The organism is Pseudomonas sp. P7759, assembly GCF_013386445.1.
GTDB classification, from domain to species: Bacteria; Pseudomonadota; Gammaproteobacteria; order Pseudomonadales; family Pseudomonadaceae; genus Aquipseudomonas; species Aquipseudomonas azotoformans_A.
Map to the genome: position 1 here is coordinate 102,874 of NZ_JACART010000045.1, position 24,297 is coordinate 127,170.

The window sequence follows — 24,297 nt, forward strand, 5'->3', positions numbered from 1 at the left end:
GAAAACAGCAGGCGTTTACGCGACTGCGGTTTCTGATTGAGACGGCTTTCATTCGCCTGGATTTCAAGTGTGCGTTGTACCCCGGCGAATGAACGAAGCGAAGTAGGAGATAATAATGACAAGTCCGAATGCCTCAGTTGAGGATGTACCGCTTAACAATTTTCACCGATTGCTCACGGCCCGTTCGGGCGGTGGTTCATTTGTGGATGGCTATGTATTAAGCATTATCGGCATTGCGATGCTGCAAGTGACCGGTGCACTGGAACTGACCGAGTTCTGGCAAGGCCTTATTGCCGCCTCTGCCTTGATCGGCGTGTTCTTTGGCGGTTTTATCGGCGGCTGGCTGACCGATAAGTTAGGGCGCAAGAAAGTTTATTTCATTGGCCCGTCGTTATTTATTGTGTGTTCCCTGGCGCAGTTCTGGGTGGAGTCGGCCTGGGCATTGTTTGCCCTGCGCTTCATCATCGGCCTGGCCGTGGGCATTGAATACCCCGTTGCCACCTCCTTGCTGGTGGAGTTCCTACCGAAGAAGCAACGCGGCCCTCGGCTGGCCGCCCTGACCATCCTCTGGTTCGCCGGGGCGGCATTCGCCTATGTGGTCGGCAACGCGATCCTCAATACCGGTGCCGACGACGCCTGGCGCTACGCTCTGGCCAGTGCCTCGGTGATCGGGCTGGTGCTGTTTGTGCTGCGCCTGGGTACGCCGGAATCGGCGCGTTGGTTGCTGAGCAAGGGCCGCGAGGCCGAAGCCGAGCAGGTCATCAAGCGCGTCTATGGGCCGCACTACTCGTTGCGTGACCTGCCGGAGCAACCCGACGAACGCAAGATGACCTTTCGTGACCTGCTGCGCTCGGGGTACGGCAAGCGCTTGTTCTTTGTCTCGGTGTTCTGGTCCTGTTCGATCATCCCCGTGTTCGCCGTTTACGCATTCGCCCCCAAGGTCTTGCAAGCCCTCAACCTGAAAGGCGAGTGGGCCTCCTACGGCTCGATGTTCATCACCTTGCTGTTCGTGGTGGGTTGCGTGCTGGCCACGCGGCTGATCAACACCATCGGTCGACGCAGCATGCTGATCAACAGCTTCCTGTGGTCAGGCCTTGCCTTGCTGTTGCTGGCGGCGTTTTCCAATAGCCACGAAATTCTCGTGCTGCTGCTGTTCGGCGCCTACGCCGTGTTCATCGGCGGCGCCCAGGTGCTGCAACTGGTTTACCCGAACGAACTGTTTCCCACCGAAATCCGCGCGTTCGCCGTGGGCATCGGCACCTCACTGTCGCGAGTCGGCGCTGCCATCGGCACCTACCTCGTACCGCTGTCGCTTCACTCGATTGGTATCGGCAACACCATGTACGTCGCGGCTGGCGTGACGTTCATCGGCCTGGCCGCCGCCTGGGCCATGGCCCCGGAAACACGTTCGCTGAACTTGCGGGACGCCGCTGCGTTGAGCAGTTGAGCGCAAACCACATCACTTTCACTGTTGGAGAAACACCCATGAAGTTTGAAGGCATCTACACCCCGGCAATCACCCCGTTGACCGCCACCGGCCAGATCGACAGCGCCGCGTTCGCCGACGTGCTGGAATTCCTGATCGAATCTAAGGTACACGGCGTCATCATTGGCGGCTCCACCGGCGAGTACTACGCGCACACCTCTCAGGAGCGCATCGACCTGGCTGCCCACGCCAAGGAAGTCATTGGCAACCGCGTCGCGTTGATCGTCGGCACCGGCGCCATCCGCACCGAAGATTCGGTGGAATACGCCAAGGCCGCCCGTGCGATCAAGGCTGACGCGATCCTGGTCGGTTCGCCGCCTTACGCACTGCCCACCGAACAGGAAAACGCCATCCACGCCCTGGCCGTGGACCAGGCTGCGGGCCTGCCGATCATGCTCTACAACTACCCAGGCCGCATGAGCGTGAGCATGGGCGATGAGTACTTCAAGGCCGTGTCCGCTTCGAAAAACGTCGTGGCGATCAAGGAAAGCTCGGGCGACATGGGCCAGGTGCACCGCCTGGCCACTCAATACCCGAACATCGCGTTGTCCTGCGGCTGGGATGACCAGGCCCTGGAGTTCTTCGCCTGGGGCGCCCGCAGCTGGGTGTGTGCCGGTTCCAACTTCGTGCCGCGTGAACACGTCGCCCTGTATGAAGCCTGCGTGGTCGAAAAAGACTTCGACAAGGGTCGCAAGATCATGAGCGCCTTCATGCCGCTGATGGACTTCCTCGAAGGCGGTAAATTCGTCCAGGCGATCAAGGCCGGTTGCGCCTTCAATGGCCTGCGTACCGGCAGCGTGCGCGCACCGCTGCAGCCGTTGACCGAGAGCGAAAACCAGGCGCTGCAAACGGTGATCACCAACCTCAAGCGCGACGTTGCGCAAATCGTCGGAGGTGCATGATGACTCACCTGCTCAGCGCCGCCGAATACGCGGCCATCGCCCAGGACATCCAGTTTCCCACCACGTCCTTCATCAACGGCGCGGCCCACACCTCGGGTTCGGGCAAGACGTTCACCACCACCAACCCGGCGACCGGCGAAGTGCTGGTTGAAATCACCGCGTGCAACAGCGACGATGTGGACTACGCCGTGGCTTCGGCCAAGCAAGCGTTTGACGACGGCCGTTGGCACAAGCTCAGCCCCGGCACGCGCAAGAAAGTCCTGCTGCGTTTTGCCGACCTGCTGGAACAGCACTCCCACGAACTGTCCGTGCTGGAAAGCCTGGACAGCGGCAAGCCGGTGCGTGAGTGCCAGCTGACCGACGTGCCGGAAACCATCCACATGATCCGCTGGCATGCCGAGCTGATCGACAAGATCTACGACAACACCGCCCCAGTCGGCGCCGACGCCTTGACCCTGGTGGTACGCGAAGCCATCGGCGTGGTCGGCCTGGTGCTGCCGTGGAACTTCCCGCTGCTGATGCTGGCCTGGAAAATCGCGCCGTCCCTCGCGGCGGGTTGCTCGATCGTGGTCAAGCCGGCCAAGGAAACCACGTTGACCGCGTTGCGCGTGGCCGAGCTGGGCGCCCAGGCCGGGATTCCGGCGGGCGTGTTCAATGTCGTGTCCGGCGGCGGTCGTGAAGTGGGCGAACCGTTGGGTCGCCACATGGACGTCACCATGGTCAGCTTCACCGGTTCCACCGACACCGGGCGCCTGTTCCTGCAGTACGCGGCAGAGTCGAACCTCAAGCGCATCGTGTTGGAACTGGGCGGCAAAAACCCGGCCGTGGTGATGAACGACGTGGCCGACCTGGATGTGGTGGCGGGGCATATCGTCAATGGTTCGTTCTGGAACATGGGCGAGAACTGCTCGGCGTCTTCGCGCCTTATCGTCCATGCCGATATCAAGGACGAGCTGCTCAAGCGCATCGGCGTGCAGTTGCAAGCGTGGAAGATGGGCAGCCCGCTCGACCCGGACAATCGCCTGGGCTCGATGGTCAGCCGTGCGCATTTCGATAAGGTCAGCTCGTACCTGGTGCAGGCCGGCAACGAAAACCTGCGCGTGGTCTACGGTGGCAATACCCAAGGCGATATCTACGTGGAGCCGACCGTGGTCGATGGCGTGGGGGCCGACAGTGTGCTGTTCAAGGAAGAAATCTTCGGCCCTGTGCTGACCGTCACGACGTTCAACACCCTGGAAGAAGCCATTGCCCTGGCCAACGACACCATCTACGGCCTGGCGGCGTCGGTGTACACCGATAACCTGCGCAATGCGATCAAGCTCTCCCGCGAGATCCGTGCCGGTATCGTCACCGTCAACTGCTTCGGCGAAGGGGATGCCTCGACCCCGTTCGGTGGCTACAAGCAGTCGGGTTTCGGGGGGCGCGACAAGTCCATCTGGGCACACGACCAGTACACCGAGATCAAGACCATCTGGATCGACGTGTCCGAAGGTTAAAAAACCAGGCGTCCCTCTACAAAGCTCCACGCAAGCGGCGATTGGGGCGCCTTCCTTTCCACCGGGTCAACAATAAGAAGTCCACGGCCCAGCTCGTTTTTTCGAAGCCTTTTCATGACTGCCTATCGTACTGCCCTTACTTCTGCCCATATCACTGCAATTCTGTTTGGCTTGACCGGTATTTTTGGCGCACTGATCCACGCCAGCGCCAGTGTGATCACCTTTGGCCGTGCAGCCTTTGCCTTGCTGGCCCTGGGGGTGTTCGCACACCTGCAGGACCGCGCGCTGCTGCGCGGCCTGAACCTCAGGAAACTCGGCATCTATGCCGTCTCAGGGCTGATGCTGGCCGCGCACTGGATCACGTTTTTTATTGCGATCAAGGTCGGTGGCGTCGCTGTCGCCACCTTGGGCTTTGCCAGCTTTCCGGCGTTTATCACCTTGCTCGACATGGCGGTGTTCCGCGACCGGCCGCGCCTGGCTGAAGCGCTGTTGCTGCTGTTGGTCACGCTCGGCCTGATACTGGTGACACCCTCGTTCGAGATCGCCAACCAAGGCACGGTCGGGCTGCTGTGGGGGATTGCCTCGGGGCTGTCGTTCGCCTTGCTGGCCATGACCAACCGCCGCGCCACCGATGGCCGAAATGGCGTGCAAGTGGTGTTCTGGCAGAACGCTACCGTGGCGCTGTTCATGGCGCCGGTTGCAGTGTTCGACCTGGTGGCGCTGGAGCCTGTCGACTGGCTCAACCTCGCCATTCTCGGCGTGCTCTGCACGGCGGTGTCCCAGGCGCTGTTCTTCAAAAGCCTCAAGGGTTTGAACGCCCGCAGCGCAGGCATGATCATTTCCCTGGAGCCGGTGTACGCGATTGCCTGCGCCTGGTGGCTGTTCCATGAAGCGCCGTCCTACCGGATGTTGGCAGGCGCGGCGTTGATCGTGCTGGCGATTGTGTTGTCGGCGCAGGGGGAGGGCGCCGCCCCTAAAGGCACCGCGCAGCCTGGCTAAGTGGTGTAGCAGTCACCGGCACCCATCCGGTAGCGGTGACACCAGATCCGAGCGTTTGCATCAAGCCGCAGGCCTGACCCGAAAAGCCAGGAACACCGGGCCCCCTGGAAAGGTGCTGACCTCCAGTTCATCCAGTGGGTTGAGCGTGCGTGTGCGGTTTCCCGCATTGCTGTAAAGCGTGTGGGTGTTCGATGCGGCGATGTTGATCTTGCCGGCTGCCGCCTGGATCAACGTGGCCCTGAAGCCTTCAGTCACATCGTCTCCCACTGTCAGCGTGACGTCCGTATTGCTGATGACCAGGATCGACTTGCCGGAGTCCGCCATGCTCAGGGCTCTGCTGCCGGTGATCGAGATATTGGTGTGCACATGGCCCCCGGCGTGATAACTGACCATCCGGGGATCGGCAAAGACGCGGGCGAACGCCCCCACATAGTTGACGCTGGCGCGCATGTCATCGAACTGTTCCACCACGTAGGTGCCAATGCTGCCGGTGTCCGCTGCGTCGGCATCCAGCGCCCATTTGCGGCCTACCATTAGTCCGATCTGGGTGTTGGCGCGTACGCCGGCACGCACCTCTTCGAGAAACAGCGTGCCGACCTGGCCACCGCCGTTGCCTTGGGCATAGGTCAGTCGTGCTATGGAGTGGCTGTCACCGGTCGGGCTGCCTTGGGCGGTATTGACGCGATAGTCGACACAATCCGCCGAGACGATGGTGGTGGTCGTGTTGGCGTCAGGCGACCAGGTGAAATCCAGGGCTCTGCCGGTTTTGGCCTGCTCGAATGTGGTGGTGGGTTGGGAGGTGGTGGTAGAACCTGACTGCTTCAAATTGTCGTTCATGATGCTCATCCTTAAGTTATTTAACTGTACATAAATACAGTAGTCCGGATTTTTTCTTCATGCGATTTTGCCGACGAACTGCACGCGTGGATGGGTGCGTGTAGAGTGACCGGCAATTCCCCGGCAAAGGTGACCCAAGGATGTCGCAACCCGCAAAACCGCGAGGCAAGAACCAGGACACAGGCTGGCGCGGCTCGGTCGATGTGTGGCTGGACGCCGCCTACGCGGCCCTCAAAGAATCCGGTATCGACGCCGTGCGCGTGATGCCCCTGGCCAAGCAGCTTGGCTTGTCACGCACCAGTTTCTATTGGTTTTTCGAAGATCGGGAGCAACTGCTTGCTGCGTTGTTGACCCGATGGCGCGACAAGAACACCGGCAACCTGGTGTACCAGTGCGACCGCTATGCCGAGAGTATTTCCGAGGCTATTCTCAACGTCTTCGAATGCTGGCTGAACCCGGAGCTGTTCGACTCACAATTCGAATTTGCCGTACGCAGTTGGGCGATGCAATCGGCGGAAGTCGCGGCAGAAATCGCGCAGGCTGACGACACCCGCATCAATGCCCTGACCGGGATGTTCCGACGTTTTGGCTACGATGAAGAGGCGGCTGATGTGCGTGCCCGGACCATCTACCTGACGCAGATCGGCTATATCTCGATGAACACTACCGAAGAGGTCGTGGTGCGGTTCCGGCGTATTCCCCAGTATGTCAGCGTGTTCACCGGCAAGGCCCTGAAGCGGCGTGAACTGGACCGCTTCTATGGGGCGTTTGGCTATGCCGAAACCACTCCGGGGGTGTTTGAGCGTTTTTAAAGGTCCTTGACCAACCGCAACGCATCGTAGATCGCCGCATGGGTGTTACGTGCGGCCACTGCATCACCGATCCTGAACAGTTGGAAGCGACCTTCAGGGTTGGTCACGATGTTCTGCGCGTTCCCTGCGATCAAGTCCTGCTGCTCGACCGCGCCGCCATTGCTGGAGTGCGCACGCAACTCGAAGTACAGGTCATCCAGGGGAATCGTGCCATGGTTGACCACCACCTGGTCGACCACCCGCTGCTTGTGCACCGCGCCGTAGTCACTGCCAAAACGGGCGAGCAGTCGACCGTCGCGTTTCTCCACCGTCTCGACCCGATAGGTCACGGTAAAGGTCACGTCCAGGTCCTGCAGGCTGCGCATGTAGGGCACCAGGTTCATGGCCATGACTTCCGGGGCGAACGCGCGGTCCGGGGTGACGATTTCGACGCTGGCGCCACTTTGCGCAATCACCTCGGCGGCTTGCAGCGCGGCGTGGTCGCCGGCGTCGTCGAAGATCAACACATGACGCCCCGGCTTGACGTCGCCGGAAATGATGTCCCAGGTCGACACCACCAGCTCATTGCCCGCGGCCAGCACGTCGGTGTGCGGCATGCCGCCGGTGGCGACGATCACCACGTCCGGCTCATGGGCCAGCACCGTCTCGGTTTCGGCCCAGGTGTTGAAGTGGAATTTCACGCCAAGGCGTTCGCACTGGGCCATGCGCCAGTCGATGATGCCGATCATCTCGCGGCGCCGCTCGCTCAGGGCGGTCAGGCGGATTTGCCCGCCGGGCTGGTCCGCCGCTTCCAGTACGGTCACATCATGCCCGCGCTCGCCGGCAACGCGTGCCGCTTCCAACCCGGCCGGGCCCGTGCCGATGATCAGTACTTTGCGCTTCACCGCAGCCTTGGGAATCTCATGGGGCATGCTGGTTTCACGGCCGGTCGCCGCGTTGTGGATGCAGTAGGCGGCGCCGCCCTGGTAGATGCGGTCCAGGCAGTAGTTGGCGCCGACGCAGGGGCGAATGTCTTCTTCACGCCGCTCGATGATCTTGCGCACGATGTGCGGGTCGGTCATATGGGCGCGGGTCATGCCGACCATGTCCACCTTGCCCGACGCAATGGCGTAGCGCGCGGTGGCCACGTCCGGGATTTTCGCCGCGTGGAAGGTGGGGAAGCCGGTGGACGCGCGGATCTCGCCGGCAAAATCCAGGTGCGGCGAGTTGCGCATGCCCTGGATCGGAATCACGTCAGTCAGCCCCGCGTCGGTATCGATATGCCCACGTACCACGTTGAGGAAATCCACTAGCCCGCTGTCCTTGAGCATATGCGAAACCTGCAGGCCCTCACTGGCGTTGAATCCGCCCGGCAGCGCTTCGTCGCCGGTGTAGCGCACGCCCAGCAGAAAGTCCTCACCGACGCGCTGGCGAATGCCGCGCAGGACGTCGAAGGTAAAGCGCATGCGGTTTTCCAGGGAACCGCCGTAAGGGCCATCCAGTTCGTTGGTCAGCGGTGACCAGAACTGGTCCATCAAATGGCCGTAGGCTTGCAGCTCCAGGCCATCCAAGCCGGCGGCCTGCATGCGCTCGGCGGCGTCGACGTAGTCCTTGATGATCCGCTCGATATCCCAGTCTTCCATCTTCTTCGGGAAGGAGCGGTGTGACGCCTCGCGACGGTGCGACGGCGAGACCACCGGCAGCCAATCAGCCTTGTCCCAGCGTGTGCGCCGGCCCAGGTGCGTCAGCTGGATCATCACTGCCGCGCCGTGTTCGTGGCACTCATCAGTGAGGTCCTTCAACCAGCCGACCACTTCATCTTTGTACGCCAGCACGTTGTTGAACACTGGCGGGCTGTCCCGCGACACGGCGGCGGAGCCTGCGGTCATGGTCAAGGCCACGCCGGCCTTGGCGCGTTCGACGTGGTAGGCGCGGTACAACGCCTGCGGCATACCGTCCACCGGGTAGGCCGGTTCATGGGCCGTGGTCATGATCCGGTTGCGCAGGGTCAGGTGCTTGATTTTGTAAGGCTGCAGCAGGGGATCGCTGGACATTATTCTGTGCTCCGTAGTGGGCATCATCAGGCTCGGCGATCTGAAATTAGGATAAATGTACATAGGTGTCAATAATGGTCGACATGTCTGTACATTTTTTATTGCAGTGCCCGGAAGTCGCCGCTAAGATCGGCCTCACCCCTTAGGAGGACGTCTGATGAATGCTCATGTGCACTATCGGAAAAAAGCCTGTGCCTACCTGCTCGGCCTTGCGCTGTGTGCCACTGCGGCGGTGACCCACGCCGAGGAAAAACCCCCGGTACGCATTGGTTGGGTGAACTGGTCCGATACGGAAATCACCGTCAAGCTCGCCAGTACGGCCTTGCAGGAGCATCTCAAGCAACCGGTCAAGTTGGTGATGGCCGACATCGGCATCCAATTCCAGGCGCTGGCCAACGGCAACATCGACCTGATCCCGATGGTCTGGCTGCCCAGCACCCACAAGGCGTTCTACGACAAGTACAAGGACCGCCTCGAAGACCTTGGCGTGCTGTATGAAGGACGAATCGGCATGGCCGTGCCCACCTCGGTGCCGGTGGCAGACGTCGCCAGCGTGGAAGACCTGAACAAACCCGGGATCCGCGAAAAGTTCGACGGCAAGATCTTTACCTCCGAAGTCGGCAACGGCCAGTACAAGCTCACCGTCAAGGCGATCGAGGACTACAGGCTGGCGGGCTACAAACTGGTGGGGTCATCGGAGAGCGGCATGCTCAACGAGCTGGACCGCAACCTCAAGCGCGACAAGTGGTCATTGGTCAACGCCTGGAGCCCGCATTGGATGTTTTCCAAATGGTCGCTGCGCTACCTGGATGATCCCAAGCAGATTTTCGGCGGCGCCGAACAGATCCACGCCATGGCCCGCAAAGGCTTCAGCCAGGAGCATCCCGAAGTGGCGTACTTCTTTGCGCATTTCTCCATCCCCCAGGCCGACCTCGAAGCGTTGATGATGCAGGCGCGCGAGAGCACGGCGGACAAGGCGGTGGCGGCGTATTACGCGGCGAACAAGGCGCGTTTTGAGGGGATGTTCAATCCGGCCCTGGTTTCCAGCACGCGGTAAGCCTGCTTACGCCTGCGGCCTGAACATCGGCAACCGCGCCAGCATCCAGTCCAACAGCTCCTGGGCGGGGGCCGCCAAGGGGCGGGCGGCCTTCACCAGCAATTTGGCTTCCACCCCCAGCAACAGGGGGTGATCAATCAGCACCGACGCCAACTCGCCATTTTCAATTTCCCGCAAGGCCGCGAACTCCCCGGCCAGCGAGGCAAAGTCGCCACTGGCAACCAGACGCTTGAGGGCTGCCAGTGAGTTGCTGACCAGGGTGGGGCGCACCTGGATCTTCTCGGCGAACTCGAGCAGGGTGATGGCATGCCCTATGCCAAAGGTGGTCGGCGTCAATACCAATGGGCATTCGAGCACGTCCTGCACGCTCGCCATGCCGCCGCGCGCAGCCAACGGGTGGTCAGGGCGCACCAGCAACATCACCGGCTGCAACGATGCGGCGCGAAAGTCGATGTGCGGATGGGCCGGCGGGTTGTAGGCCAAGCCGATGTGCGCACGGTTTTCGGCGACTTCGTGGAGCACATCCACCACCGGCAGGATATCCAGCGTGACGTCCAGCTTGGGGTACTGCTTGCAGAAGGGGGCGAGCACGTTATCCACCAGCACATCGACATAGCCTTCACTGATCACCACACGCACATGGCCTTGCTGCAAGCCCTTGATCGCCTGCAACTGGTCTTCGAGTTTTTCCTGGTGCGAACGATAGCCGCGCCAGAATTCCAGCAAATGCGCCGCCGCTTCGGTCGGTTGCACGCCACGGGCCTGGCGTTCGAATAGTTTTGCGCCGAGTTCTTCTTCCAGCAGTTTGATCTGGCGGGTAATCACCGAGGGCGAGGTGTTGATGCTGTCCGCCGCGCCGCGGATGGAACCGTGCGTCAGCACTTCATGAAAGTAGCGCAGGCGTTGTTGATTGATCTCTCGCATAAGGGTCACCGCCGTCAAAGTTGCGTTGCCTATAGGGCAACACTGCGCGAACTTAGTTGCTCTTGCTGGTGATGATGGGCCGGCGCACCATGGATTGGCAAGCCCGCAACACCCACAAGAATAACGGGAGACCCGTATGCCAACCGCTCCGACACCCGCAACCGACAAGGCCCTTGCTGCCCTCTACCACAAGCTCAATTGGCGGCTGTTGCCGTTGTTGTTCATCGGCTACGTCTTCGCTTACCTGGACCGCATCAATGTCGGCTTCGCCAAGCTGCAGATGCAAAACGACCTGGGGCTGTCGGATGCCGCCTACGGTGCCGGTGCCGGGATTTTCTTCATCGGCTATGTGCTATTCGAACTGCCCAGCACCCTGATGCTGCCGCGCATCGGCGCGCGCAAAACGTTCAGCCGCATCCTGGTGCTGTGGGGCATCACCTCCGCCTGCATGCTGTTTGTGCGTGATGTGCCGACGTTTTATGCGATGCGTTTTTTGCTGGGTGTATTCGAGGCCGGTTTTGCGCCGGGCATGATCTATTACCTGTCCCGCTGGTACGGCCCCAATCGCATGGCGCGGGCAATTGCCATCGTGTTTATCGCCGGGCCCATGGGCGGCATTCTCGGTGGCCCCATCTCCGCGTGGCTGATTACCACGTTTGCCGGCGTCGGCGGCCTGGCCGGCTGGCAATGGATGTTCCTGATCGAGGGGCTGCCCTGTGTGTTTCTCGGCGTGCTCATGTACTGCGTGCTGTGTGATCGGCCCGCCGATGCGCCGTGGCTGAATGCCGCCGAAAAGCAATTGCTCGAAACCGAGCTGGGCACTGCGAGCGCGCGCAATCATTCGTTTCGTACCGTGTTGCGCGACCCCAAGGTTTACGTCCTGGCGTCGGCCTACTTCTGCATCATCTTCTCGATCTACGCCATGAGCTTCTGGTTGCCGGCCGTCATCAAGGCGCTGGGCGTCAACGACACCCAGCAGTTGGGCTGGTACGCCGCGTTGCCTTATGTCGGCGCGGCGCTGGGCATGTACTGGATCGGGCGGCGTTCGGACCGCCTCGGCGAGCGACGCCTGCACTGCGCAATCCCTGCTGCCACCGGCGCCGTCTTGCTGATCCTCTATCCCTTGGCGGGCGGCAATCTGTTGGTGTCGATGGCCCTGCTGAGCCTGTCGATCAGCATGATGTTCATGGCCTACACCGTGTTATGGGCGATGCCCTCCGAGCACATCAAGGGCGACGCGGCCGCCGGCGGCATCGCCTTGATCAACACCATCGGCCTGTCCGGTGGTTTCTGGGGCCCGGCCATGATCGGCTGGGCCAAAACCGCCACCGGCAGCCTCGACACGGGGCTCGTCGCGGTGGGCTGCGTGTTCCTGTGCGCAGCCTTCGTGATTGTCGCGACCAAACCGCGAACACGTACCGGCGTGGCAGGCGAATACGTGCGCAATCATTGAAACCTACGAGGAACCCATCATGCTGTTATACCTGTCGACCTGGGCCGAAATCGGCCAATTCCTTGAGCGCAGCCGCACCATCGTGATTCCGATCGGCTCCAACGAGCAGCACGGTCCCACCGGTTTGCTGGGCACCGATTGGATGTGCCCCGAGATCATTGCGTGCGAGGCGCAAAAAAGCGCCGATATCCTGATCGCGCCGACCTTCAACATCGGCATGGCTCAGCACCACATCGGCTTTCCCGGCACCATCTCGCTGCGGCCCTCGACCTTCATTGCCGCCATCGGCGACTGGGTGCACTCGCTGGCCGCCCACGGCTTTGAAAAGATCCTGTTCCTCAATGGCCATGGCGGCAACGTCGCCTCGATTGAAGCGGCGTTCTCCGAGTTGTACGCGCAGGCAAGTTTTGCCCGGCGCCCGGCGGGGTTTGCACTGAAGTTATGTAATTGGTGGGACCTTGACGGTGTCGGCGAACTGGCCAAGGAACAGTTCCCCACCGGGCACGGCATTCATGCCACACCGTCCGAGATAGCGGTGACCCAGTGGGCCTATCCGCAGGCGATAAAAACCGCGGAGTACTCGCCTCAAATCGCGCCCTGGGGCCCGATCCGCGAAGCCTTCGATTTCCGCGCGCGCCATGTGGACGGGCGGATGGGGTCCGATCCCGCACAGGCCAGCCCCGACAAGGGACGCGACCTGGTAATGATGGCCGCGCGAGGGTTGATCCTGGAGGTTGAGGCGTTCAGCCGCGAGTGACGTACAGGTTAGCGGGTGGGCGGGTTGTCGAATTTCACGTACACCCGCTCAGGGTCATGATCGTCAAGGTTTTCGATCTGTCCTTGCGGCACTGGTGCGCGCATCGTCGGGTGTAGCCTGGGGGTTCATGTTTAGCGGGGGTGTAGACAAAGGGATACCTTCATAAAGTGGGTTTAGCCTTTGATCTGGTGAGTCTGGGCGAACCCAGCATTCGATTCAGCTCGCCAGCGAGTGCGATCAGCTGTTGTTCTAGCGCTTCGACCTCGCAGACGCTGATGCCATCTTTGATAACGTTCAGGGTTTTGGTTTTTTTCACCGACGGAGGTGCCAGGTTATGTGTTTCTTGGGAAAGCAGCGCCTGACGTAGCAGGTTGTTGATCACAGTCTGATAGCCTGTACCCGCATTTTCCGCGCGTGCACGTGCCGCCTCGATCACCGAGTCGTCCAGCATGATAGTGATGCGGGTCTTGCCCTTGTTACTGGCGACTGCACCGCGTTTACCGGAGCTGAAGTCGTATTCGTCTTTCATGTCTCAAGCCTCTAGGTACTGGCGCCTTTCATTTTTCGATGCGAGTCGCGCACTGATGATTCTCACAAAATTTGGATCGCGGTAGGTGTAAGCCACGACTAACACTCGTCCCTTCGCGTCCGAGCCAACGATCACTCAGCGTTCTTCATCATGACGACAATCTTGGATTGTCAGAGCTGCCTCGTCGTAGAACACCGGTTCCGCCTCGGCAAGGCTAATGCCATTGTGCTTCTGCTGATTTGCGGTGTTTTTCGTCTCGTCATATTGAATCCTGAATGCTCTCATTATGCATACTTTATATGTATATAAAAGCGATTGAAGAAAGTGACAGTCAGGAGGCTGGTTTACTTCCGCGCATTCCAGTCTGGATACGCCTTATCCCTGCTTATCAATGAGGGTTTGATTGTGCTGAGGCCGCCCAGGTATGTCGGTGCGTAACCGGTGACTTATTAAGTAGGAGGATTCTTATTCATCGGACAGATGCTATCCCATGTCGATATCAGACCAATCCCCGCCGCTCCCAGGCTATTTTCGTTGAAGTGAGGCCGCGTAAGGTGACCCATCATTAAGAAATGATGATCGCCTGACTCTTCAGTCAGTACACCTTGACGTCGATCACCGAGAACAACAAAAACAATGAATAGCCTCAATTCCAACGATTCCAACGGCCAGTTGGCGCAAGGCTTCAAGCCGCGTCATGTGACCATGCTTTCCATTGCGGGCATTATCGGGGCGGGGTTGTTTGTCGGTTCCGGGCATGCGATTGCGGCAGCGGGGCCGGCGGTGCTGCTGGCTTATCTGTTCTCCGGCACGCTGGTGGTGCTGGTGATGCGCATGCTCGGGGAGATGGCGGTGGCCAATCCCGATACCGGGTCGTTCTCCACCTATGCCGACCAGGCCATCGGTCGCTGGGCCGGGTTTACCATCGGTTGGTTGTACTGGTGGTTCTGGGTGCTGGTGATCCCCATCGAGGCCTTGGCCGCCGGGCATATCCTCAACCAATGGTTCCCACAGATCGACGCTTGGCTGTTTGCCTTGTTGTCGATCTTTTTGTTGGTGGTCACCAATCTGTTCAGCGTGTCCAAGTACGGCGAGTTCGAGTTCTGGTTCGCCATGGCCAAGGTCATCGCGATCATCGGTTTTATCGGCGTGGGCTTCGCGGTGCTGATGGGCTGGGTGCCCGAGCGCGAGGTGAGCGGGTTGAACCGGTTGATGGAGGAACACGGCGGTTTCGCGCCCAACGGGCTGTCGGCGGTGGTGGGCGCCTTTATCACCATCATGTTCAGTTTTATCGGCACTGAGGCGGTCACCATCGCGGCGGCCGAGTCCAGCAACCCGGCGCAGAACATCGCCCGCGCCACACGCTCGGTGATGTGGCGCATTGGTGTGTTCTATCTGTTGTCGATCTTCGTGGTGATTTCCGTGGTGCCGTGGAATGACCCGTTGCTGGCTTCGGTAGGCTCTTATCAGCGCGCCCTGGAACTGATGAACATTCCCCACGCAAAGCTGCTGGTTGATGTTGTGGTGTTGATCGCCGTGGCCAGTTGCATGAATTCCTCCATCTACATTGCCTCGCGCATGCTGTTTTCCCTGGGCAAGCGTGGGGATGCCCCTAAGTTGATGAAAAAGACCTCGGCGGCCAGCGTGCCGAGGGCCGCGGTGATTGCCAGCACCATCCTGGGCGCGGGTGTGACCCTGTTCAGTTACTTCGCGCCGGCCGGGCTGTTCCAGTTCCTGCTGGCCAGTTCGGGCGCCATCGCTTTGCTGGTGTATTTGGTGATTGCGGTGTCGCAGTTGCGCATGCGCAAGATCCTGCGACAGCGCAACGTCACGCTGACCTTCCAGATGTGGCTGTTTCCCTGGCTGACCTGGCTGGTCATCGCGTTCATCTGTGCTGCATTGACGGTAATGCTGGTCACGCCGGAACACCGTTTTGAGGTGTCATCCACCATCGGCCTGGCCCTGATGATTTCCCTGGTCGGCTTGCTCACCGCGCGGCAGCCCGAATGCACGCAAAAAACCGTGGCTGCTGCCTCGCCGCCATGAGTGGCCGCCCCGTAAGCAGCATCGTGTTCCTGCTGCTGGACCAGTTCACCTTGATGTCACTGGCCTCAGCGGTCGAGCCCTTGCGCATGGCCAACCAGCTCTCGGGCCAGGAACTCTACAAGTGGCACACCGCGAGCCCGGACGGTAACCCCGTGTGGGCCAGTGACGGCGTGCCCATCACGCCGGACGGGTCGATTCTCAGCGTGCCGTCCGCCGACATTGTGATTGTCTGCGGCGGCATCGGCATCCAGGGCACCGTGACCGGTGAGCTGGTCAAGTGGTTGCGCAGCCAGGCGCGTTACGCCAAGCGATTGGGCGGTATCTGTACCGGTAGCTTTGTGTTGGCGCGGGCGGGTTTGCTGGATGGCTATGAATGCAGCGTGCATTGGGAATGGTTGGCGGCCATGCAGGAGGCATTTCCACGGGTGACGGTCAGTTCCAGCCTGTTTACCCTCGACCGCGACCGTCTCACCAGCTCGGGCGGCACGGCGCCGCTGGACATGATGCTGCACCTGATCGGCCGTGATCACGGGCATGAGCTGTCGGCGGCCATCTCCGACATGTTTGTGTACGAGCGCATCCGCAACGAGCAGGACCATCAGCGCGTGCCGCTCAAGCACATGCTCGGCACCCAGCAGCCCAAGCTGCAGGAAATCGTCGCGTTGATGGAGGCCAACCTGGAGGAACCGATCAACCTGGATGAGTTGGCTGCGTATGTCGCGTTGTCGCGTCGCCAGCTTGAGCGCATGTTCCAGAAATACCTGCACTGTTCGCCGTCACGCTACTACCTGCGGCTGCGGCTTATCCGGGCGCGGCAGTTGCTCAAACAGACGCCCATTTCCATCGTGGAGCTGGCTGTGCTTTGCGGCTTTGTGTCCACGCCGCATTTCTCCAAGTGCTACCGTGAATACTTCGGCGTGCCGCCCAGCGACGAGCGCTCCGTCACCGACAGCGAGCGCTCCATCGTGCTCAAGCCGGTGATGCATGCGTTGCCTACGCCCGCGCCCATGAACGTGTTGGAGCAGGCGCGGGGCGAGGCAACGTTTGCCAGCGTGAAAAACCTGAAGCCCTGACCTCAGCGCATGTGCAGGATGATCGGACTGCTGCTCGCAGGGTCAGTGTGCCTGCGCAACTTGCCCACCGCTTTGGCATCCACCGCGCCACCGTTGTTGCCCCAGGTGCCGCGCACGTAGCTGAGTACCTCGGCGATTTGCGCGTCGGACAATTGCTCACGAAACGCCGGCATGCGGTAGGCATCCGGCACGCCGGCCGCGACCACGCGTTGCGAGCCGTTGAGGGTGATGTTGATCGCTGAGGCGCTTTCCTTCGCCAGTGCCGACGTGGCGCCGGCCAGGGGCGGCATCCACTCGGGCTGGCCCTTGCCGTCGAGACCATGGCAAGAGGCGCAGCGGGTGGCGTAGGTGTGGGCGCCGGGGGCGTCTTGTACCGCCGCCACCGCCTGATACTGCCAGGGTGCGCCGTCACGCTGCGGGTCGCCAGGCAATGACTTGAGGTAGCGGGCGATGGCCGCCAGGTCGTCGTCCTGCATGAACTGCGTGGAGTTGTTGAAAGCCTCGGTCATCGAGCCATAGACCACCGCATGGGCGTTGCGCCCGGTCTTGAGGAACTGCACGATCTGCGGCTCGGTCCAGCGGCCCAAGCCGGTGTTGGGGTCCTGGCGCAGGCTCGGCGCATACCAGCCGTCGAGCAGGGCGCCAGCGAGGAACGGCGCGCCGGATTCATCCAGGGCTTTTTCGTTAAAGGCCAGGCCACGCGGCGTGTGGCAACTGCCGCAGTGGCCGGGGCCTTGGACGATGTACGCACCACGGTTCCACAGCGCGTCCTGGTTGGGTTTGGCCGCGTAAGTCGCCGTGGGCGCGAACACGCCGTTCCACAGGGCGATGGGCCAGCGCATATTCAGTGGCCAGGGAATATCGCTGGGGATATTCGGTTGGTTGGCCGGTTGTATGCCCTGCATGAAAAACGCGTACAGCGCTTTGATGTCGTCATCGCTGAGTTTCACGTAGGACGGGTAGGGCATGGCCGGGTACAGCCGACGACCGCCGGGTGTTACGCCATGGCGCACTGCACGGTCAAAATCGGCCAGGCTGTAAGTGCCGATGCCGGTCTGCTTGTCCGGTGTGATGTTGGTGGCGTGGATCGCCCCCAACGGCGTGGCCATTTCCAGGCCCCCGGCAAACGGCGCCTTGCCCGCCAGGCTATGGCAGGCCACGCAATCGCTGAGGCGGGCGACATACTCGCCACGGCTGACCAGGGCGGGATCGAAGGTGGCTTTCGCCTGTTCCTGTTCGAACGGCGTAGCCGGTTCACGGGTGACGTACCAGGCCAGCAGGCCTGCGGCGACCAGGCAGGGCAGCGCCAGCCAGCCTGCGGTTCTTGCGAATCGACGGTTGTTCATGGGCGTTTCCTGAAGGTCAGCTGAAAGTGTGTCGGCTCAAAGGCAGGCTGCGCACGCGCTGGCCGGTCAACTGCGCCACCGCATTGGCCACGGCCGGAGCCACGGCAGGCAACGGCGGCTCGCCGATACCGCCCATTTTTTCGCCACTCTCGACTATCCGTACATGCACCCGTGCCATCTGCGCGGGCGCCAGGATCGGGTACAAGTCGTAGTTGCGCGCCCGGGGCTTGCCGTCCACGTACACCGCTTCTTCCAGCAAGGTCTGTGACAAGCCCAACGCCACCGCACCGTTGACCTGGGCCTCGACAATCGCCGGGTTGACGATGCTGCCGGGGTCGATGGCTTGCCAGATATCGTGCACCCTGACCTTGCCGTTCTCGATGGACACTTCGGCGATCGCCGCCGTGTGGGAACCGAACGGCGAAGCCATGGCTACTCCGCGTGCGCGTCGAGTGCCGTCCTCGGCCGTGAAGGGTCCGCGCTTCCAGCCACCGGACAGTTCACCCGCCGCTTTCAGCAACGTGGTCAGCCGTGGGTTGTCGCGCAGCAGGTGCAGGCGCAGCTCATAGGGATCCTGCCCGCCCTTGTCCGCCAGTTCGTCGAGGAACGACTCGTAGAAAAAGTCGTTGAGCGAATTGCCCACCGAGCGCCAGTAACCGAGCATGGGCGCGCCCTTGACGTAGATCTGCGCGATGCGTTTGTTGGGGATCGCGTAGGACTTGCCCGACAACCCTTCAACCGCCGTGGGGTCGATCTTATCGCCCTGTTTGCCGGCGAGGGCTTCGGTCGGGCCTTCGGTCGCACTGACGGCTTCGATGGCGACCGGCAGGCCTTTGTCATCCAGCGCGGCGCGGAACTTGACCACCGCTACGGGGCGCAGCACATCGCGCAAGAACTCTTCTTCGCGACTCCAGATCAGCTTGACCGGACGGCCCACCGCCTTGGCCAATGCAATGGCCTGCGGGTAGGGGTTGGCCGAGTCATACAGGAAGTGTCGGCCGAAGAAGCCACCGAGCAACGGCGAGTGCAGGTTGATTTGCGCAGAGTCGAGGCCGGTGCGCTTGGCGATGTCGGCGCGGAACATGTCCGGCGCCTGGTTGGGCAGCCAGATGTCCAAGGTGCCATCCGGGTTGAAGCGCGCCAGGGCTGACGGCGGCTCCAATTGGCCGTGGTTGAGATATTGGTTGTGATACGTCGCCTCGAGCTGGGTCTTGCCGCCTTTCAGCGCGGCGGCGATGTCACCTTCGTTCTCGTCGTCGCGGGCCGGGCCTTGCTGGGCAGCGAGGAACTCGAAGTGCTTGTCGCTGGAGAAGTCCGCCGGCATGACGCGCAGTGCCGAGTCGGCGGCGGCTTCCTGCCAGTCGACCTGGATGGCTTCTACCGCACGCTTGGCGTGCCACCAACGTTCAGCCACCACCGCCACGGCGCCGGGCAGCACGTGCACCGAATGCACGCCTTTCATGCCTTCGACTTGGGCCTGGTTGCGCAGGCTGCCGACGGTCATGCCCAGGCGTGGCGCGTGCTGGACGGCGGCGTGAAGCATGTCGTCGACTTTCAGGTCGATGCTGTAGAGCGCCTTGCCGGTGGATTTGTCGTAGGCGTCCAGGCGCTTGACCGGCTTGCCGATCCAGCGGAATTGGCTCGGGTCGCGCAGGGTGATGCTGGATGGATCGGGCACAGGCATGTCGAGGGCGCTACTGGCCAGCTCGCCATAACCCAGCGAGCGACCGGACGCCGCATGCACCACGCGGCCGGGCTGGGTGGTCAGTTCGCCAACCGGCACGCCCAATTGTTTAGCGCCAGCTTGCAGCAACATCGCGCGGGCCAGGGCACCAAGGCGGCGCATGGTCGGGTAGCTCATGCGCACCGACATGCTGCCGCCGGTGATGCGCAGGCCGTTTTCCATCACCACATAGGCTTCGCCGGGCGGGGCGGCTTCGACGATAAAGGTGGCGGGGTCGGCATCCAGTTCTTCGCCGACGATCTGCGCCATGGCGGTGTGGGTGCCTTGTCCGCCTTCCATGAACGGGCTGAGCAGGCGCACCGTACCGTCCGGGCGAATCTCCAGGAACGCCGGCACCTGGGTGCCACGTTCAACGGTGGTGGCGGCTTGCACCCGGCCCGAGCCCAGGGGCAGGCCAAAACCAATCACCAGTGCGCCCACCGCCGTACTCGCCAGAAAACGGCGACGCGACAGGTTGACCGGTGCATCAAGCAGTTCGTCGAGGATACTCATCAAGCGCCCTCCTGCTTGGCCAGGGCGTCGACCGCCGCATGGATGGCGTTATAGGTGCCGCAGCGGCACAGGTTGATCATCGCCGCGTCGATCTGCGCCTTGCTCGGCGCGGGGGTGTGCTTGAGCAGCGCAGTGGCCGCCATCACCTGCCCGGACTGGCAATAGCCGCATTGCGCCACCTGATGTTCGACCCAGGTCGCGACTACGCGCTTGCCCACTTCATCGTTTTCAATCGCCTCGATGGTGGTGATCTCACGCCCGACCAAGGCGGCCACCGGCGTGACGCAGGAGCGCACCACATTGCCGTCCACCAGCACCGAACAGGCGCCGCACTGGGCCAGGCCGCAACCGTACTTGGTGCCGGTCAGGCCCAGGTCATCGCGGATCACCCACAACAAGGGCGTGTCTGCGTCGGCATCGACCTGATAGGCCTTTTGGTTGATTCGTAATTCCATGGCTCACCTGCTGATCAACGGTAGGTGCGGCCTTTTTAGTGATGAACGCAGTGGCCGCTTATTGTCGAACTCTAGACCAGAGTGCAAGGGCGCAGATACCCGGTGGTCGACAAATCGGAGGATCGGGCAAGGATTCAACAGGATCGGGTGAAAGCGCTGTAGACAAGGCTATACGGCGGTTTTACATCAAGCGGAGCTTGCTCCTGTTGGACTGCGCAGCAGTCCCATTTTTGGGGCCGCTTCGCGACCCAACGGGAGCAAGCTCCCTCGCCACAGGTACAGTGTTCGCCTTTAACTGACTGGCATTAGGGCTGGCCCGCTCCCATCTGTTTTAGTTGTGTTTCAGGCATTCGATAGAGCGGTCCACCGTGGTCTTGGCGATTTCCAGCAAATGCCACACCGCCAGGATCTTCGCCCGTTCGGGGCTTGCCAATTGCTCACCACAATCGAGTGCGGTGGCCGATGCGCTGTCGAGCAAGCTGGCGGTGTAGAGCAGTGCGTCTTCGAAGCTGAGGTCTTCGTTGACCGAGTGGAAACCTTGGGTAGGCAGGTAATGGTCGATGGCGCGGTTGAAGGCGGCGCGGTCTTTTGCGGGGTCGATGGGGGGATCGGGTAGGACTTTATTCATGTTGTAGTTCCTCGTGTAAATAGGAGCCAACACCTGTCGCGACTAAACGATGGGTGGCGGCTGTACGCAGGTTAGTCGACCGGCCACAAGGAAATCCGGCGCACCCGAAGGTGCCCTGCGCACAGCCACCATAAAACTACATGTGACCGTGCGCCTTGTGTCATTCCGGGCGACTAAACCCGATCACTGAATAGGCAGTGACGGGCTGCAGACTAGCCACCGATTCCAGCAGGCACAAGGCGGCAGGGATTGTCTAGGAAACGTCCTGCAATTAAAAGCGATGCGCCTTGCTGGCCCTTTACAAACCATGACAAAACGCCAGTCACACTCCGAAGCACCTAGATGTAAGGAGATCCAAGGGTGGGGGGGGGGTGGTTACGCCGTGGGCGTATTCAATACAAAATCCTCTTCGAAATACTCCTGTTCACCCCGCGTGTCGCTTTGGCGTCGAACCACCTCCATCTGCCGCAGCTCCACGCGGCGGATTTTTCCGGAGATGGTCTTGGGCAGTTCGGTGACGAATTCGATACGCCGCACCCGTTTGTAGGGGGCGAGGTTTTCGCGGGCGAAGGCGAGGATATGCCGGGCCAGTTCATGGCTGCCCGGTTCGTCGTGGGCCAGGATCAGGAATGCCTTGGGCACCGCCAGGCGCAACGGGTCGGGGCTCGGTACTACGGCCACTTCCATGACTGCCGGGTGTTCGATCAACGCGCTTTCCAGTTCGAATGGGCTGATGCGGTAGTCGGAGGCCTTGAACACATCGTCGGCGCGACCGACGAAGGTGATGTAGCCGTCGGCGTCGATCTGCGCGGTGTCGCCGGTGCGGTAGTAGCCGTCACGCATGACCTCGGCGGTTTTCTCCGGGCTGTCTTCATAGCAGAGCATCAGGCCGAGCGGACGTACGTCGAGGGGCAGGGCGACTTCGCCTTCGTTGCCGGGAATGCCGTCCGGGTCGAGCAGCGCAACCTGATAACCCGGCAACGGGCGACCCATGGAACCAGGCTTGAGCAACTGGCCGGGCGTGTTGCCCACCAGCGCAGTGGTTTCCGATTGGCCGAAGCCATCACGCAACGGCAGGCCCCAGGCATGCTGGATCTGTTCGATGATTTCCGGGTTCAACGGTTCACCGGCGCCGACCAATTCGCGCAGGCTCAAGCGTGATTTGTAGCTGGCGAGGTCCTCCTGGATCAGCATGCGCCATACCGTGGGCGGCGCGCACAGGCTGGTCACGCCGTAGCGTTCCAAGGCACTGAGCAGGGCCGGCGCGCTGAACCGCGCGACGTTATGGATAAAAATGCACGCGCCGGCATTCCACGGGGCGAACAGGCAACTCCAGGCATGTTTGGCCCAGCCCGGTGACGAGATATTCAGGTGCAGGTCGCCCGGTTGCAGGCCGATCCAGTACATGGTCGACAGGTGCCCGACGGGGTAGCTCTGGTGGCTGTGCAGCACCATTTTCGGCTTGGACGTGGTGCCGGAGGTGAAGTACAGCAACATCGGGTCGGTGGCCAGGGTGCGGCCTTCGGCCTCGAACTGCTCAGTGTGTTCAAAGGCTGCATTGTGCGCGACCCAGCCGGCAGGCGCGGACCCCACACAGACGCGGCTGCAACCGTCTGCCAGCCCGACAAACTTGTGCACGTGCGCTTCACCCACCACGAGGTGACGTACCTGCCCGCGCTCAATGCGATCACGCAGGTCATCGGGGTTCAGCAACGCTGTGGCGGGGATAACCACGGCGCCGAGCTTGAACGCGGCGAGCATGGTGTCCCACAACGCCACGTCATTGCCGAGCATCAACAACACACGATCACCCCGGCGCACGCCGAGGGCGCGCAGGTGATTGGCCACCTGGTTGGAGCGCGTCGCCAGTTGCTGGAAGCTGTAGCGTTGCTCGCTACCGTCTTCCTCGACGATCCACAGCGCATCCGCCGCATTGCCCTCGGCCATCGCGTCGAAATAGTCCAGGGCCCAGTTGAATTCGCCCAGTTGCGGCCAGCGGAAATCCCGTACGGCGGTGGCGTAGTCGGTGCGGTGAGCGAGCAGAAAATCCCGAGCGGCCAGGAAGGGCTGGGTCATGGTGGCTGTCCTTAATTATTGTTGTGGGACGTTCCCTCGGCTGAACCGAGAGGTTGGATCGAGAGGCTGGACCGAGTATAGGCACGCAGAAATCAGAGCAGAACGCTCAAAAACACCGGTGCGTTGTGCAAAAAAGTCATGGGTGTTGCACCGTCATGCAGCGTGATTGACGATCAAGACGTAAAAGTCCAATATGGAATTATAAGTACAAAATCACCGCTTCCCTCTCTTTCTTCAGGCTTGCCAAAACCAACAACAACTTGCGAGAACATCCTCATGAAGAAACGCGCCCTCATTACCGCCCTGGCCTTTGGCCTGCTTGCGTCCAGCCACTTGGTGGCCGCCGAGAAAACCCTGCGCATTGGCATCGAGGCTGCTTACCCACCGTTCGCGTCCAAGACGCAGGAAGGCAAGATCGTCGGCTTCGACTACGACATCGGCAATGCACTGTGCGCGCAGATGAAGGTCAAGTGTGTGTGGGTCGAAGGTGAGTTCGACGGTCTGATTCCTTCCCTCAAAGTGAAGAAAATCGACATGGCCCTGTCATCCATGACCATCAACGAAGACCGCAAGAAGTCGGTGGATTTCACCCACAAGTACTACTTCACCTCATCGCGTTTGGTGATGAAGGAAGGCGCCGTGGTGGATGACCAATACGCCAGCCTCAAGGGCAAGACCATCGGCGTGCAGCGCGCCACCACCACCGACCGGTATGCCACCGAGGTGTTCGAACCCAAGGGCATCAACGTCAAGCGCTACAGCAACAACGAAGAGATCTACATGGACCTGGCGGCCGGCCGCCTGGATGCGATCTTTGCCGACACTATTCCCCTGAACGACTTCCTGCAGATGCCCCGCGGCAAGGGCTATGCGTTTGTCGGCCCGGAACTCAAGGACCCGAAATACGTGGGTGAGGGCGCCGGGATTGCGGTGCGCAAGGGCAATACGGCGTTGGTGGGCGAGTTGAATGCGGCCATCGATGGCATTCGTGCCAGTGGTGAGTATCAGAAGATTTCGCAGCAGTACTTCAAGTCCGACATCTACGGCGACTAGCGCTGTCGCACAACATATTCGAACCCTTGTGGCGAGCGGGCTTGCCCCGCGTTGGGTTGCGAAGCGACCCTAAAATGGGCCTGCTACGCAGTCCAACGC

At 61.3% G+C, this 24,297-nt stretch carries 20 protein-coding genes and 1 pseudogene; 11 read left to right on the forward strand and 10 right to left on the reverse strand.

Features of this window, described 5'->3' with window-relative positions:
- The first annotated feature begins 115 nt into the window (after positions 1-115).
- The 4 genes from HX823_RS25775 to HX823_RS25790 all read left to right on the forward strand — a co-directional run bounded on the left by HX823_RS25775 (position 116) and on the right by HX823_RS25790 (position 4,883).
- Positions 116-1,447: an MFS transporter gene (locus HX823_RS25775; protein WP_038851411.1), complete on the forward strand. Its 1,332-nt coding sequence runs from the start codon at positions 116-118 to the stop codon at positions 1,445-1,447.
- A 38-nt stretch (positions 1,448-1,485) separates the two neighbouring features.
- The gene (locus HX823_RS25780; protein WP_177077321.1) at positions 1,486-2,388 is read left to right on the forward strand and encodes a dihydrodipicolinate synthase family protein; all 903 of its coding nucleotides are present in this window, start codon (positions 1,486-1,488) and stop codon (positions 2,386-2,388) included.
- The gene (locus tag HX823_RS25785) at positions 2,388-3,884 is read left to right on the forward strand and encodes an aldehyde dehydrogenase (protein WP_177077324.1); all 1,497 of its coding nucleotides are present in this window, start codon (positions 2,388-2,390) and stop codon (positions 3,882-3,884) included. The genes HX823_RS25780 and HX823_RS25785 overlap by 1 nt, the downstream gene beginning before the upstream one ends.
- A gap of 114 nt (positions 3,885-3,998) precedes the next feature.
- Positions 3,999-4,883, forward strand: a complete 885-nt coding sequence (locus tag HX823_RS25790; RefSeq protein ID WP_038851414.1) for a DMT family transporter — start codon at positions 3,999-4,001, stop codon at positions 4,881-4,883.
- Positions 4,884-4,943: 60 nt separating this feature from the next.
- Here HX823_RS25790 and HX823_RS25795 read toward each other — a convergent pair whose 3' ends face one another.
- Complete coding sequence (locus HX823_RS25795; protein ID WP_177077326.1) at positions 4,944-5,720, reverse strand: hypothetical protein; 777 nt, start codon at positions 5,718-5,720, stop codon at positions 4,944-4,946.
- A 140-nt stretch (positions 5,721-5,860) separates the two neighbouring features.
- On the opposite strand from HX823_RS25795, the gene HX823_RS25800 reads away from it, so the two are divergent.
- Positions 5,861-6,532: a TetR/AcrR family transcriptional regulator gene (locus HX823_RS25800; protein ID WP_177077328.1), complete on the forward strand. Its 672-nt coding sequence runs from the start codon at positions 5,861-5,863 to the stop codon at positions 6,530-6,532.
- Here HX823_RS25800 and HX823_RS25805 read toward each other — a convergent pair.
- Positions 6,529-8,565 carry an NADH:flavin oxidoreductase gene (locus HX823_RS25805; RefSeq protein WP_177077330.1) on the reverse strand — a complete coding sequence of 679 codons (2,037 nt, stop codon included), beginning with the start codon at positions 8,563-8,565 and terminating at the stop codon, positions 6,529-6,531. The two genes, HX823_RS25800 and HX823_RS25805, sit on opposite strands and share 4 nt — an antisense overlap.
- A gap of 157 nt (positions 8,566-8,722) precedes the next feature.
- Between HX823_RS25805 and HX823_RS25810 the strand changes: the two genes are divergently transcribed.
- Positions 8,723-9,622, forward strand: a complete 900-nt coding sequence (locus HX823_RS25810; RefSeq protein ID WP_177077332.1) for a glycine betaine ABC transporter substrate-binding protein — start codon at positions 8,723-8,725, stop codon at positions 9,620-9,622.
- A gap of 6 nt (positions 9,623-9,628) precedes the next feature.
- Here the strand turns inward: HX823_RS25810 and HX823_RS25815 are convergent, their stop codons facing one another.
- On the reverse strand, positions 9,629-10,546 hold the full coding sequence (locus tag HX823_RS25815; RefSeq protein ID WP_038851420.1) for a LysR family transcriptional regulator: 918 nt from the start codon (positions 10,544-10,546) through the stop codon (positions 9,629-9,631).
- Positions 10,547-10,682: 136 nt separating this feature from the next.
- Between HX823_RS25815 and HX823_RS25820 the strand changes: the two genes are divergently transcribed.
- Positions 10,683-11,999 (forward strand): MFS transporter, encoded by a 1,317-nt coding sequence (locus HX823_RS25820; protein ID WP_177077334.1) that lies wholly within the window; start codon positions 10,683-10,685, stop codon positions 11,997-11,999.
- 19 nt (positions 12,000-12,018) lie between these two features.
- Positions 12,019-12,756 (forward strand): creatininase family protein, encoded by a 738-nt coding sequence (locus HX823_RS25825; RefSeq protein WP_038851422.1) that lies wholly within the window; start codon positions 12,019-12,021, stop codon positions 12,754-12,756.
- A gap of 160 nt (positions 12,757-12,916) precedes the next feature.
- Here HX823_RS25825 and HX823_RS25830 read toward each other — a convergent pair whose 3' ends face one another.
- Both HX823_RS25830 and HX823_RS25835 read right to left on the reverse strand, forming a co-directional pair.
- Positions 12,917-13,285, reverse strand: a complete 369-nt coding sequence (locus HX823_RS25830) for a BrnA antitoxin family protein (protein WP_177077336.1) — start codon at positions 13,283-13,285, stop codon at positions 12,917-12,919.
- Between the two features lie 3 nt (positions 13,286-13,288).
- Positions 13,289-13,570: pseudogene (locus HX823_RS25835) on the reverse strand (BrnT family toxin).
- 351 nt (positions 13,571-13,921) lie between these two features.
- On the opposite strand from HX823_RS25835, the gene gabP reads away from it, so the two are divergent.
- Together gabP and HX823_RS25845 are read left to right on the forward strand one after the other, a co-directional pair.
- Positions 13,922-15,331, forward strand: a complete 1,410-nt coding sequence (gabP, locus tag HX823_RS25840) for a GABA permease (RefSeq protein WP_177077338.1) — start codon at positions 13,922-13,924, stop codon at positions 15,329-15,331.
- Positions 15,328-16,404, forward strand: coding sequence for a GlxA family transcriptional regulator (locus HX823_RS25845; RefSeq protein ID WP_038851427.1), 1,077 nt, complete (start codon positions 15,328-15,330; stop codon positions 16,402-16,404). Before gabP ends, HX823_RS25845 begins: the two co-directional genes overlap by 4 nt.
- A 2-nt stretch (positions 16,405-16,406) precedes the next feature.
- Here the strand turns inward: HX823_RS25845 and HX823_RS25850 are convergent, their stop codons facing one another.
- From HX823_RS25850 to HX823_RS25870, 5 genes are all read right to left on the reverse strand, one after another.
- Positions 16,407-17,750: a cytochrome c gene (locus HX823_RS25850; RefSeq protein ID WP_177077340.1), complete on the reverse strand. Its 1,344-nt coding sequence runs from the start codon at positions 17,748-17,750 to the stop codon at positions 16,407-16,409.
- Between the two features lie 16 nt (positions 17,751-17,766).
- A complete protein-coding gene (locus HX823_RS25855; RefSeq protein ID WP_177077342.1) occupies positions 17,767-19,986 on the reverse strand; it encodes a molybdopterin cofactor-binding domain-containing protein in 2,220 nt (739 codons plus the stop codon).
- Positions 19,986-20,441, reverse strand: coding sequence for a (2Fe-2S)-binding protein (locus tag HX823_RS25860; RefSeq protein ID WP_038851431.1), 456 nt, complete (start codon positions 20,439-20,441; stop codon positions 19,986-19,988). Before HX823_RS25860 ends, HX823_RS25855 begins: the two co-directional genes overlap by 1 nt.
- 331 nt (positions 20,442-20,772) lie before the next feature.
- On the reverse strand, positions 20,773-21,069 hold the full coding sequence (locus HX823_RS25865; RefSeq protein ID WP_016978361.1) for a DUF6124 family protein: 297 nt from the start codon (positions 21,067-21,069) through the stop codon (positions 20,773-20,775).
- Positions 21,070-21,444: 375 nt separating this feature from the next.
- On the reverse strand, positions 21,445-23,145 hold the full coding sequence (locus tag HX823_RS25870) for an AMP-binding protein (protein WP_177077344.1): 1,701 nt from the start codon (positions 23,143-23,145) through the stop codon (positions 21,445-21,447).
- A gap of 276 nt (positions 23,146-23,421) precedes the next feature.
- On the opposite strand from HX823_RS25870, the gene HX823_RS25875 reads away from it, so the two are divergent.
- The gene (locus HX823_RS25875) at positions 23,422-24,198 is read left to right on the forward strand and encodes an ABC transporter substrate-binding protein (RefSeq protein WP_177077346.1); all 777 of its coding nucleotides are present in this window, start codon (positions 23,422-23,424) and stop codon (positions 24,196-24,198) included.
- Positions 24,199-24,297 lie beyond the last annotated feature (99 nt).